This is a genomic window from Bradyrhizobium sp. Leo170 (genome assembly GCF_004296405.1).
In the GTDB taxonomy this organism is placed as follows: Bacteria; Pseudomonadota; Alphaproteobacteria; order Rhizobiales; family Xanthobacteraceae; genus Bradyrhizobium.
This window is the reverse complement of sequence record NZ_PSRR01000002.1, coordinates 78794-91195: the sequence shown is the minus strand read 5'-3', so window position 1 is coordinate 91195 and position 12402 is coordinate 78794. Positions and strand designations below refer to the sequence as shown.

At 63.2% G+C, this 12402-nt stretch carries 13 protein-coding genes; 9 read left to right on the top strand and 4 right to left on the bottom strand.

Going from position 1 to position 12402, the window contains the following annotated elements:
- Positions 1-32 precede the first annotated feature (32 nt).
- On the top strand, positions 33-401 hold the full coding sequence (locus CWO89_RS00780) for a winged helix-turn-helix domain-containing protein (RefSeq protein WP_130576770.1): 369 nt from the start codon (positions 33-35) through the stop codon (positions 399-401).
- An 8-nt stretch (positions 402-409) separates the two neighbouring features.
- Here CWO89_RS00780 and CWO89_RS00775 read toward each other — a convergent pair whose 3' ends face one another.
- Complete coding sequence (locus CWO89_RS00775) at positions 410-787, bottom strand: hypothetical protein (RefSeq protein WP_130576769.1); 378 nt, start codon at positions 785-787, stop codon at positions 410-412.
- A 188-nt stretch (positions 788-975) separates the two neighbouring features.
- Here CWO89_RS00775 and CWO89_RS00770 point away from each other — a divergent pair, with 188 nt between their 5' ends.
- Positions 976-1539, top strand: a complete 564-nt coding sequence (locus tag CWO89_RS00770) for a DUF2478 domain-containing protein (protein ID WP_130576768.1) — start codon at positions 976-978, stop codon at positions 1537-1539.
- Positions 1540-1563: 24 nt separating this feature from the next.
- Here the strand turns inward: CWO89_RS00770 and CWO89_RS00765 are convergent, their stop codons facing one another.
- Positions 1564-2412 carry a VOC family protein gene (locus CWO89_RS00765; RefSeq protein ID WP_165420935.1) on the bottom strand — a complete coding sequence of 283 codons (849 nt, stop codon included), beginning with the start codon at positions 2410-2412 and terminating at the stop codon, positions 1564-1566.
- 190 nt (positions 2413-2602) lie between these two features.
- Here CWO89_RS00765 and CWO89_RS00760 point away from each other — a divergent pair, with 190 nt between their 5' ends.
- Positions 2603-3238, top strand: coding sequence for a 2-hydroxychromene-2-carboxylate isomerase (locus CWO89_RS00760; RefSeq protein ID WP_245475616.1), 636 nt, complete (start codon positions 2603-2605; stop codon positions 3236-3238).
- A 49-nt stretch (positions 3239-3287) separates the two neighbouring features.
- Complete coding sequence (locus CWO89_RS00755) at positions 3288-4487, top strand: CaiB/BaiF CoA transferase family protein (RefSeq protein WP_130576765.1); 1200 nt, start codon at positions 3288-3290, stop codon at positions 4485-4487.
- A gap of 189 nt (positions 4488-4676) precedes the next feature.
- Here CWO89_RS00755 and CWO89_RS00750 read toward each other — a convergent pair whose 3' ends face one another.
- Both CWO89_RS00750 and CWO89_RS00745 read right to left on the bottom strand, forming a co-directional pair.
- The gene (locus CWO89_RS00750; RefSeq protein WP_130576764.1) at positions 4677-5345 is read right to left on the bottom strand and encodes a glutathione S-transferase family protein; all 669 of its coding nucleotides are present in this window, start codon (positions 5343-5345) and stop codon (positions 4677-4679) included.
- Between the two features lies 1 nt (position 5346).
- On the bottom strand, positions 5347-6087 hold the full coding sequence (locus CWO89_RS00745) for an SDR family NAD(P)-dependent oxidoreductase (RefSeq protein WP_130576763.1): 741 nt from the start codon (positions 6085-6087) through the stop codon (positions 5347-5349).
- 346 nt (positions 6088-6433) lie between these two features.
- Here CWO89_RS00745 and CWO89_RS00740 point away from each other — a divergent pair, with 346 nt between their 5' ends.
- The 5 genes from CWO89_RS00740 (at position 6434) to CWO89_RS00720 (ending at position 12341) form a co-directional block, all read left to right on the top strand.
- Positions 6434-7615, top strand: coding sequence for an acyl-CoA dehydrogenase family protein (locus tag CWO89_RS00740; RefSeq protein WP_130576762.1), 1182 nt, complete (start codon positions 6434-6436; stop codon positions 7613-7615).
- A gap of 20 nt (positions 7616-7635) precedes the next feature.
- Positions 7636-8775 (top strand): acyl-CoA dehydrogenase family protein, encoded by a 1140-nt coding sequence (locus tag CWO89_RS00735; protein ID WP_130576761.1) that lies wholly within the window; start codon positions 7636-7638, stop codon positions 8773-8775.
- 17 nt (positions 8776-8792) lie between these two features.
- A complete protein-coding gene (locus tag CWO89_RS00730) occupies positions 8793-9977 on the top strand; it encodes an acetyl-CoA C-acyltransferase (protein WP_130576760.1) in 1185 nt (394 codons plus the stop codon).
- Positions 9978-9999: 22 nt separating this feature from the next.
- On the top strand, positions 10000-11010 hold the full coding sequence (locus tag CWO89_RS00725) for an NAD(P)H-dependent flavin oxidoreductase (protein ID WP_130576759.1): 1011 nt from the start codon (positions 10000-10002) through the stop codon (positions 11008-11010).
- 125 nt (positions 11011-11135) lie between these two features.
- Positions 11136-12341 (top strand): ABC transporter substrate-binding protein, encoded by a 1206-nt coding sequence (locus tag CWO89_RS00720; RefSeq protein WP_130576758.1) that lies wholly within the window; start codon positions 11136-11138, stop codon positions 12339-12341.
- Positions 12342-12402: the final 61 nt, after the last annotated feature.

Genomic DNA, 12402 nt, shown 5'->3' with positions numbered 1-12402 from the left:
CTAGGGAATAAGACGCAACCAACGGATTCTGCATGTCAAAACCGGGCGCCAAATCGCTTCCACATTTGAGCGTTCGCATCGATCTCGATAGCGACGAGAGGATCGGGCCCGGCAAGATCCAGTTGCTCGAGCATATCCGCGATTGCGGGTCGATTTCGGCCGCCGGCCGCGCCATGGAGATGTCCTACAAGCGGGCGTGGGACCTGGTCGACGAGATCAACCGCATCTGTCGGCACCCGGCGGTCGAGCGGCAGACCGGCGGCAAGAATGGCGGCGGCGCGGTGCTGACGCCGTTCGGCCTCACTCTGGTCGCTCGCTACCGCAAGATCGAGCGCGATGCGGCAAGCGCGGCGCGCAAGGAACTGGTGGCGTTGCAGACTGATATCTCCCGCAAGGCGTGATGCCGTCGTCAGTTTGCGCGCAGCGTCACACTTGGCTGCGGTTCGGCTGCGATCGCCTCCCCCAACGGGCTCTGCTGCTCGCGGAGGACGGAGAAGCAGACGCTGAACCCATCCACTGTCCGCAGCGTCACCATGCGCACGCTCGGATCGCTCGATTGCTCGACCATCCAGGAATCCAGCGGATAGGCGTAGCGCAGGCTGCCGTCGCCGTAGCGGCGCTGCAGCGCCTTGTCGAGCAATCCGGGCAAGGTCATCACCAGGGTGCCGACCTGGTTGAGCGAAAGCCTCAGGGTCGCGGGGTTGCCGGCGGAATCGACGAAGCCAAGCGAAACGGCGCCGTCGGCGGCGACTTCGCACGTCGTCAGGGCCTGCGGGTCGATCTGCATCATAGGCTCCGAACAAATATACGTTATATTCGTAAGGATATATCGATGCGATCCCGGTCGTCCAGCCCGTCTTTTTTGACCCGCAGCGCCGCATCCCGGGTATGGCCGGAAACCGCCGGGACGTGATATAGTGACGGATATAACGGAGCCCGGGCCGGGGCCCGTCGCCAATGGAGATGAGGCCCGCCATGTTCGACTCCCAATGCGATCTTGCTGCGCTCGTGTACGAGCAGCATCAGGACCCCGACGAGATCCTGCGCGATTTCGCGGCCAGCCTGAACAGAGCCGGATATCGCGCCGTCGGGATTGTGCAGCTCGGCCATCACTGCCTCGATGCCGGCCTGTCCGCCATGCTGGTCCATAGCGGCGAAGAGCTGCAGCTATTCCAGAACCTCGGCAATTGCTCGGCCGGCTGCCGGCTCGACGTCGGCCAGTTGCTCGACGCTGGCGAGCGGATCGCGGCGGCGATCGATCGCGGCGCGGACGTGCTGATCCTCAACCGCTTCGGTCGGCAGGAATGTGAGGGCAAAGGCCTTTGCTACCTGGTCGAGCGTGCGCTCAGCGCGGATATCCCGGTCGTGATCGCCGTGCCCAGCCACCGCTTTGCCCATTGGATCAAGTTCGCCGACGGCATGAGCGTCCGCCTCCGCTGCGACCGCGATGCACTGGAGGCGTGGTGGAGCCGCGTCTCGGCCCAATATCCGAGGCCGATGGCTGCCGAACACCAGACGGTTTGCGAAGTGTTGAAATGATGTCAGCGCAGAAAGGAGCTTGGCCTACGGCGCTTGCGCAAGATGCTGCACGAAGAGGGTAGGGACGTTGCACGTTCCATCGCGGAGCGTGAAGACGCGCGTTCCCGGTTTCGCGCCCGCCTTGACATCGGACACGTTGCGGCCGGTACGCAGCAGCCGCTCGCGCGCGGCGTCGGCATCGTCGACCGACCAGGCGATGCCCCAGAGGCGGTCCGCCTTGCGCGCCTCGCCTTCGTCCGGACGGTGGACGATCTCGATCAGCATGTCGCCACAGGCAAATTGCATCAACCGGCTTTTGCTCTTCGCGTCGGTGCGGTCGAAGATCAGCTCTAACCCGAGGCGCGCGCCGTAGAGCGCCACCGCGCGCTCCGGCTCGTCGGTTGCAACCACCACCAGGTCCATCCTGCGAACCGTGGCCGGCCCTGTCGCCGCAGAGCGAGCTGCTTTGGATAGAAGCTTACTGAAGCGGATCGGTACGCCGTGCGACCGTTCGGCCGGCAAGCCGCTGCGTCTCCAGGAGAGTGTCGTGCCGGTCGCAAGATGACTGCAGGTGATGTCGGCGACCTCGTCCGGCTGAAGCGAGATACGTCGCAATCGCCGATAGCTCTTTTCGATATCGTCGACCTCGAACTCTAGACACCACAGGCCTTCGCCGCTCTCGGCAAGGGCGGCACGGACGCGCGCGCCAAGCGCGCCTTCGCTGTTGGGAGCCATGACCCGAAGCGTGGCGTTGTCCAGAATGAAGAACGCGCTTTCGACGCCATCGGTTCTGGAGCGAAACGCCGGTTCTCTCGCGAGCACCTCGCGATAGGCGGCAATGCCGGTGTCGAGATCGTGAACCAGGACGCTGGTATGGTCGAGGGTCGTGATCATGAGGGACGCTCCGGAAGAGGCCGGCTCCGCTGCAAAGTGCATCGAGCTTCGGCGCGCAGCAGCATATTGGATGACCCCAAGAATTGACAGTTCATTTTTGGAACTGTATGAGGAGGACCAGCCAGGGCATGGCTACAGGTCGCCTGTACGTGACGGGCGGAGAATAACGGATGCTCGGGAGGAGAGGCCGGTGGGAAATCCCCTGAAGGTTGAATTCCATTTCGATTTCGGCAGCCCGAACGCCTATCTGGCGGAACTTGTCATCCCCTCGATCGAACAGCGCACCGGCGTGAAGTTCGACTATGTGCCGGTCTTGCTCGGCGGAATTTTCAAGGCGACCGGCAACATGTCGCCGGCCGACTCGCTGCGCGGCATCAAGAACAAGCCGGAATACATGGCGCTGGAAACCGAGCGCTTCATCCGCCGCCACAACATCACGACCTATCGTCCGAACCCGTTCTTCCCGGTCATCACCCTGATGCTGATGCGCGGCGCGGTCGCTGCGCAATTCGAAGGCGTGTTCGAGCCCTACGTCCGTGCGGCCTTCCATCACATGTGGGAAGAGCCGAAGAAGATGGATGACGTCGAAGTGGTTCGCGCCGCGCTCAAATCTTCCGGCCTGGACGCCGACAGGTTGATCGCACGGGCGCAGCAGGACGACGTCAAGAAGCGGCTGATCGAGCTGACGGTCGACGCGGTCAACCGCGGCGCTTTCGGCTCACCGACGTTCTTCGTCGGCAAGGAGATGTTCTTCGGCAAGGATCAGCTTCGCGACGTCGAGGAATCCATCGTCGAGCAGACAAGGCAGTTGGCGAAGAGCGCGTGAGCGCCGGACCGCGGCGGCCGGAGATCGTCGAACAAATAAGGAGAACGTGATGCCGGGCCCACTCAATGGCGTACGCGTACTGGATCTCACCGGCGTGGTATCGGGACCGTTCGCCACCATGTTCCTCGCCGACCAGGGCGCCGATGTTCTCAAGATCGAGCCGATCGGCGGCGACATCACCCGCCGCAGCCGCGCCACCATCGACAAGTCCGGCGAATTCTCGGCGCTGTTCATTTCCTCCAACCGCGGCAAGCGCTCGCTCGCAATCGACGTCAAGAGCGAGGCCGGCCGCGAGGTGCTGGCCAAGCTCGTCGCGCAAGCCGACGTGCTGGTGCAGAATTTCCGGCCCGGCACCATGGAGCGCCTCGGCCTTGGCGCGGATGAGCTGCGCCAGCGTCATCCGCGCTTGATCTATGTCTCGATCAGCGGCGTCGGCGAGACCGGGCCCTATGTGAAGAAGCGGGTGTACGATCCGATCATCCAGGGATTGTCGGGATTCGCCGACATCCAGTCCCAGCCGGTCACCAACCGTCCGCAGATGATCCGCACCATCGTCTGCGACAAGACCACCGCTGTCATGACCGCGCAGGCAGTCGCTGCTGCGCTCTATGCGCGCGAGAAGACCGGGCAGGGCGATCACATCCGGGTCGCGATGCTGGATGCGATGATCTCCTATCTCTGGCCGGAAGGCATGATGCAGTACACAGTGGTCGGCACCGAGGAGACCTCTGCCGATCCCAACGACCGGCCGGATCTCGTGTTCAAGACCAGCGACGGCTACATCACCGCCGGCACGATCTCGGATTCGGAATGGCAGGGTTTTTCCCGCGCCACCGGCGATCCCGAGCTTGCCAAGGATCCGCGCTTTGCGACGCCCTCCGCGCGCTCGGTGAATGCGACGGCGCGGATCAACAAGATGGCCGAATATATCGCGCAGCACACCACGGCCGAATGGCTGGAGCGGCTCGATGCGGCCGATGTTCCCTGCGCCCCGATCCTGCGCCGCGGCGAGATCATCCACAACGAGCAGGTGGTGGCGCGCGAGATCATCACCGAGTTCGAGCAGCCCAAGGTCGGACGCGTGCGGCAGCCAAAACCGGCGGCGCGCTTTGAAGTCAACGAGGCGTCGATCGGCGGACCGGCGCCGCGCGTCGGCGAGCACTCGCGCGAGGTGCTGCGCGAGCTCGGCTATGACGATGCCGCGATCGAGCGGATGGTCAGCGAGAAGGCCGTGCGGGTGGCGGTGTAAGCGCGCAATCAATAAGCAACGAGTGGGGCGCTCTCTTTCCCTCTCCCCGTTCTTCACGGGGAGAGGGCAGGGTGAGGGGCTGCCTCCGCGATCATATCTCTCACCGTATTCGCGGAGAGAGCCCCTCACCCCAACCCTCTCCCCGTAAAGGACGGGGAGAGGGAGAACTGCTGCCTCGCGCTTGGCTGCTCACGTCTTCGGCGGCGTGATTGGGGCGAGCGGTTTGTTTGCGGCCTGGCCGCACTGATAGGCTTCCCGCTGGTGCATGCGCTCGAGATAGGGATGGGCGTGGTCGCAGATGCCGACGCCGTAGGCGATCGCCCAGTCGAGGCAGGTGGTGAGCAAGATGTCGGCGCTGGTGAATCGATCGCCCATCAGGAATTGGCGGCCGTCGGCGAGCGCGACCTCGACGTGGCGCGATTGCTGACGGAAATATTCCGCGGCCTGGGCCACGACATCGGGCGCGACGCCGTAGATGTGTCCGAGCGCGTCGGCCTTGTGTCGGCGCATGACATAGAGGCTCGTCGAATCGAGCTCGGCAACGATGAAGAAGCACCATTCGAGCCAGGCGGCGTAGTCGCGCTGGCTCTCCGGAATCAACGAGCGCTCCGGTGTCGAATAGGTCCGCGACAGATAGGCGACGATCGCCGCGCTCTCGCCGATACAGAAATCGCCGTCCTGCAGCAGCGGAATCTTCTGCCGCGGATTGAGCACGGTATATTCCTGGGTCTTGGTCTCGCCCGTGCGGGGGCCGATCGGCCGCGTCTTGTAGGCGAGGCCAAGCTCGTGCATGGCCCAGTGCGGTCGTATCGTCCGGCTCGTGCCCACACCCCAGAGGGTCAGCTCCGGCGCGGCCATCTCACCATTTCTCCACCGCGGGACGCAGATCGAGCTCGTGCGTCCAGCCGTCCCGCGTCTGCTGATGCGCGAACCAATAGGCTTCCGCGATCGACGACGTCTTGGTCAGGCTGTCCTGTGGAATCGCGCTCGCCTCGATGCCGCGGGCTTTCATGCGCTCATGGATGGCCGGGCTGTCGACGCCGGCGTCAATGATGAGGTGCACGACATGGACGTTCTTCGGACCGAGCTCGCGCGCCATCGCTTGCGCGACCGCGCGCAGTGCGAACTTTGCCGATGAGAACGCAGCAAAACCAGTTCCGCCGCGGATGCTCGCGGTCGCGCCGGTGAAGAAGATGGTGCCGCGGCCGCGCGGCACCATGTGGCGCGCGGCCTCGCGGCCGACCAGGAACCCGGCGTAGCAGGCCAGCTCCCAGGCCTTGAAGAACAGCTTTTCGGTGGTCTCGAGCAGCGGGTTGTTGACGTTCGAACCGGCGTTGAAGAGGCAGACTTCGATCGGGCCGATCTCTTTCTCGACGCGGGCGAACAGATCCTGGACTTCCGCTTCCTGCCGGGCGTCAACGCTGAGCGCGTGGACCTCATGGCCGGCGGCCTTCAATTCGTCGAGCAGGTCCTGCGATTTGGCGGCATCGCGGCGGCAGATGCAGACGGTGTAGCCGCCCTTTGCGAAACGCCGCGCCACGGCGGCCCCGATCGCGTCGCCCGCGCCGACCAATATCGCTACCCCGCGGCGTTCTGTCATCCTGGTTTCTCCCACATAGTTCTTATTTGGTACCGAATTAATAGAGAGCGGTGAGGACGATGTAAATGGAGTTATTTGAGCTGGTACAGCTATTCAGCCTTCAAATTCACATCATTCCGCCGTGAGCCGCTTACTCGCGAATAATTGCGATTGACGAGTTCTAAAAAAGAACGTTAGATGCGGCGAGTGATGAAGTCGCCTCGCGAGCGGCTCGATATCTGTCGGGAGGTCTGAGGTGGCGAATTTGGCAGGGACACTTGGCATCCGCGAAGCCGCAGGCTCGGCGCCGCGCGCTACGGCACGAAGATCCGTCCACCTCGGCGAAACCCGGTAGGAGCGTCGTCCGATGGAGCTGGTGCTTACTCGTGAAGAAGCAGCGTTTCGCGACGAGGTGCGCGCCTTCATCGCGGAAAACTATCCGGCGGAGATGCGCGTTCCTAATCCGGACACCGACCTCACCAAGGAGCAGATGCTGCTCTGGCATCGCATCCTCCACAAGAAGGGCTGGATCGCGCCGCTCTGGCCCAAGGAATATGGCGGCCCCGGCTGGTCGATCACCAAGCGCTTCATCTTCGAGCGGGAGACCACGCGCGCCGGCACACTGCCGCCGCTCGCGTTCAGCGTCACCATGGTGGGCCCGGTCATCTACACCTTCGGCAATGAGACGCAGAAGAAGAAGTTCCTGCCGCGCATCCTGTCCGGCGAGGATTGGTGGTGCCAGGGCTATTCGGAGCCGGGCTCAGGCTCCGATCTTGCTTCGGTCCGTACCAAGGCGGTGCGCGACGGCGACCACTATATCGTGAACGGCCACAAGACCTGGACCACGCTCGCACAGCATGCCGACTGGATCTTCTGCCTGGTGCGCACCGACCCGAGCGCGAAACCGCAATCCGGCATCTCGTTCCTCTTGATCGACATGAAGTCGCCGGGCGTCACCGTGCGCCCGATCATCACGATCGACGGCAGTCATGAGGTGAACGACGTTTTTCTCGAGAACGTCCGCGTGCCCGCCGCCAATCTGATCGGGGAGGAGAACAAGGGCTGGACCTACGCGAAATTCCTGCTTGGCAATGAGCGCACCAGCATGGCCGGTATCGGCCGCTCGACGCGCTATCTCGATCGGCTCAAGCAGATCGTGAAGGCGGAGATTCCCGAAGACGATCCGGCCCACCTCGAATTCGTCAGGGACATCGCCCGCATCGAGCTCGACGTGCTGGCGCTGGAGGCGACCGAGCTTCGTATCGTAGCCCAAATGGCGCGCGGCATCGATCCCGGTCCGGCGGCGTCGCTGTTCAAGATCAGGGGCACCGAGATCTTCCAGGACATCACCGAGCTGACACACCGCGCGATCGGCAATTACGGGCTCGCGATCCGCGAGCATCCCGTGAGCGCCAATCATTTCATGCCGGGCCCGGACTACGGGCACACCGCCTCGGAAAAATATCTCAACTCGCGCAAGCTCTCGATCTACGGCGGCTCGAACGAGATCCAGCGCAACATCATCGCTAAGGCCGTACTCGGACTCTAGCTTCGCAGGGAGCCATCGGAATGGACATCCAGTTCACGGAAGAGCAGGAGCTGTTACGGTCCAGCGTGCAGCGCCTGTTGCGCGATCAGTATGATTTCGATGCACGCCGCAAGATCGTCGCGAGCGAGGAGGGCTGGAGCCGCAAACATTGGTCGTCCTTCGCCGAGCTCGGCCTGCTCGCCGCGCCGTTCTCCGAGGAGGTCGGAGGGCTCGGTGGCGGGCCGCTGGCCACCATGATCATGATGCAGGAGTTCGGCAGGCACCTTCTGGTCGAGCCGTTCTTCGAGACCGTCGTCCTTGCCGGCGGCCTGATCGAAGATTTCGGCTCGGCGGCTCAGCAGGCCACGTATCTCCCTGATATCATGTCCGGAGAGAAGGTCTGGGCACTGGCCTGGTCCGAAGGCCGCTCGCGTTACGATCTCGGCCATGTCTCTACCATCGCTCGCCGTGAGGGTGGAAGCTACGTGCTCAGCGGCACCAAGGCAGCGGTCGTGGCTGCGCCCTGGGCCGACAGTCTGATCGTCTCCGCTCGCACCTCGGGAGAGCGGGGCGATCGCAACGGCGTCAGCCTGTTCGTTGTCGATCGCCATTCTCCGAATCTTCATCTGCAAGGTTTCAGGACCATCGATGGCCGGCGCGCCGCCGAGGTCGCGCTGATGAACGTTTCCGTGCCGGCGAGCCAGATGCTGGGACGGGAGGGCGAGGGCGTTGCCGCACTCGAAGCCTGCCGTGACAGCGCCATCGGCGCACTCTGCGCGGAGACCATCGGCGCGATGGGTGAACTGAATGCGGCGACTCTCGAATACAGCAAGACGCGAAAGCAGTTCGGCGCGACGCTCGGCTCGTTCCAAGTGCTGCAGCACCGGATGGTCGACATGTTCATCGCGCATCAGGAGGCGCTGTCCCTGATGCAGCATCTCAATCTCAGCCTTGCATCGAAGGACGAAGGGGTATCGCGGCTTGCTTCCGGTGCCAAGTCGAAGATCGGCTATGCCGCCAAGTTCGTGGCCGACCAGGCGGTGCAAGTCCACGGCGGCATGGGCATGACCGACGAGCTCAATGTCGGCCATTACTTCAAGCGGATTTCATCCATCAACATCCAGTTCGGCGATCCCGCCTTTCATGTCCTGCGCTATGCGCAGCTCGACGCGGCAGCCTGACGAGAAGAGGAAAGCACATGCGAGATGCAGTGATCGTATCGACGGCGCGTACCGGCGTCGGCAAGGCCTATCGCGGCGCACTCAACAACACGGAAGGGCCGACCCTGGCCGGCCACGTGATGGCCGAGGCGGTCAAGCGCGCCGGGATCGAACCCGGCGAGGTCGAGGACGTGGTGATGGGCTGCGCGATGCAGCAGGGCACCATGGTGATGAACGTCGCTCGCAAGGGCGCGATCCGCGCCGGGCTTCCGGTGACGGTCGCCGGCACCACGATCGACCGGCAATGTGCCTCCGGCCTGCAGGCCATCGCGGTCGCGGCGCGCTCGGTAATGCTCGACGGCGTCGAGATCGCGATCGGCGGCGGCATCGAGTCGATCAGCCTGGTGCAGAACGAGCACATGAACAAGTTCCACGCCGTCGACGACGAGCTGATGGCGATGAAGCCGGAAATATACATGTCGATGCTGGAGACGGCCGAAGTGGTCGCCGAGCGCTACAAGATTGGTCGCGAGCAGCAGGACGAATACTCGCTCGAGTGCCAGCGCCGCGTCGGCGCCGCCTTGCAGGGCGGCCGCTTCAGTGACGAGATCGTGCCGATCACGACCAGGATGGCTGTTGTCGATAAGGATACGAAGGAGGTCACCTACAAGGAGGTGACGCTGACCAAGGACGAGGGACCGCGGCCTGATACGACGGCCGAAGCGCTTGCGAAGATCAAGCCGGTGTTCGAGGGCAAGACGATCAGCGCCGGTAACGCCAGCCAGCTTTCGGATGGCGCGTCCGCCTGCGTGATCATGAGTGACAAGGTTGCCGCGCAGAAGGGGCTGAAGCCACTCGGCATCTTCCGCGGCTTCGTTGCTGCTGGCGTCGAGCCGGACGAGATGGGCGTCGGCCCGGTCGCCGCGATCCCGCGGCTATTGAAGCGGCATAACCTGAAGATCGAGGACATCGATCTCTGGGAGCTCAACGAGGCCTATGCGGTGCAGGTGATCTATTGCCGCGACAAGCTCGGCATTGATCCAGAAAAACTCAACGTCAATGGCGGCTCGATCGCGATCGGCCATCCCTACGGTATGACCGGTGCGCGGCTGACCGGCCACATCCTGATTGAGGGGCGGCGGCGCAAGGCGAAATACGGCGTGGTGACCATGTGCATCGGTGGCGGCATGGGCGCCGCGGGATTGTTTGAAATCGTCAACTGATCGGGAAAGCGGGAGAAACTTCGTGAAGACAGCGATCACTGAACTGTTCGGCATCCAGCATCCGATCATCCAGGGCGGCATGCATTATGTCGGCTTTGCCGAGCTCGCCGCCGCGGTGTCGAACGCCGGCGGTCTCGGCATCATCACCGGGTTGACGCAGAAGACGCCGGAATTGCTCGCCAAGGAAATCGCGCGTTGCCGCGACATGACCGACAAGCCGTTCGGCGTCAATCTCACCTTCCTGCCGAGCTTCACCGCGCCGCCTTATCCGGAATATATCGCCGCGATCCGCGAGGGCGGTGTCAAGATCGTGGAGACCGCGGGCCGTAGCCCCGAGCAGTACATGCCGGCGTTGAAGGCCGCCGGCATCAAGGTGATCCACAAATGCACGTCCGTCCGCCATTCGCTGAAGGCCGAGAAGATCGGCTGCGATGCGGTCAGTGTCGACGGCTTCGAGTGCGGCGGTCATCCCGGTGAGGACGATATCCCGAACATGATCCTGCTGCCGCGTGCGGCCGATGAACTGAAGATCCCGTTTGTGGCCTCGGGCGGCATGGCTGACGGGCGTAGCCTCGCCGCGTCGCTCGCGATGGGCGCTGACGGCATCAACATGGGTACGCGCTTTGTCGCCACGAAGGAGGCGCCAGTCCACGACAACGTGAAGCGGGCGCTGGTGGAGGCCACCGAGCTCGACACCCGCCTGGTGATGCGCGCGCTGCGCAACACCGAGCGCGTCCTGAAGAACAAGGGCGTCGATCAGCTTCTCGAGATCGAGCGCGAGAAGGGCGCGAGCATCAAGATCCAGGACATTCACGAGCAGGTCGCGGGCGTCTATCCCAAGGTGATGGTCGACGGCGAGATGGATGCCGGCGCCTGGAGCTGCGGCATGGTGGTCGGACTGATCCATGACATCCCGACGGTGCAGGAACTGATCGACCGCGTCATGACCGAAGCCGAGCAGATCATCCGGACGCGGCTCACCGGCTTCCTCGACGGTGTCGTGGCGGAGGCGCCGGCGCGCGCGGTCGCCTGAGAGGTCTTTGAGGTTTTCGACATGTTGGCTGGTTCGCCTGAGCGGGCGGACCGGGCCGCGGGCGTATGCCTGCATTTCTTTTAAACGATTGGCCTGCGCGTGACGGGCTTTGGAGGGAGGGAAGCATGAAGATGAAATTGAGTGTGGCGGCGGCATGCCTAGCGGCGTCGCTGCTGGCGCTTCCGGCTGACGCCGCCGACGAGCCGGGCGTCAGCGCGACCGAGATCAAGATCGGCGGGATCTTTCCGTTCAGCGGTCCGGCGTCGTCGATCGGTCTCGTCGGCCGCGGCGTGCTCGGCTATGTCCAGATGATCAACGATCGCGGCGGCATCAACGGGCGCAAGATCAACTATATCGCGATGGACGATGCTTACAGTCCGCCAAAGGCGGTCGAGCATGCGCGCAAGCTCGTCGAAAGCGACGAGGTCGCCTTCATCTTCAGCCAGCTCGGGACACCAGGCAATTCGGCGACGGCGAAATATTTGAAGGCGAAAGGCGTTCCTTCGATTGCGATCGTCAGCGGCTCGAGCAAGTTCACCGATGTTGCCGAATTTCCGCTGACAACGACCGGGCTCGTCAGCTATCAGACGGAGGGCCGGATCTATGCGAAGTTCCTTGAGCAGACGCTGCCCGGCAAGAAATACGCGATCCTGTTCCAGAACGACGACCTCGGCAAAGACTATGTCGCCGCGTTCAAGTCGATCTTGAAGAGCGATTTCGACAAGCGCGTCGTCACCGCAGCCTATGAGGTGACGGAGCCGACCATCGATTCCCAGGTGGTCAACCTCAAGAGCTCCGGCGCAGAAGGATTCTTCATTGCGGGCACGCCGAAATTCGCGGCGCAGGCGATCCGCAAGGCGTCCGAGATCGGCTGGAAGGCAACCGTGATCCTCAATTTCCCGTCGGGCTCGATCGGAGGTACGTTGAAGCCGGCCGGACTTGAGAATTCGAAGGGCGTCATTGTCGGCACCATCAACAAGGACCCGACCGATGGGCGATGGGACGATGACGAGGGCGTGAAGGCCTATCGCGCGTTCTTCGAGAAGTACCTGCCCGGCGCCGACATCCAGAACACCAGCTATCTCACCGGCTATATGCAGGGCATGATCCTGGAGCAGATCCTGAAGCAGTGCGGCGATGACCTGTCGCGCAAGAACATCATCAAGCAGGCGAAATCTCTGAAAGACTTTGTGGTCCCGACAGCGTCGCCCGGCATCAAGGCCAATACGTCTGACAGCAACAACATGGTCTGGACGCAGTTGCAGATGCAGCGTTGGAGCGGCACCAATTGGGAACCGTTCGGCGCGATCCTGGATGCGAATTCGGAATGATCTCGCTTTCTCCTGTGAGTGCGGTGAGGAATTGTAGGGTGGGCAAAGCGAAGCGTGCCCA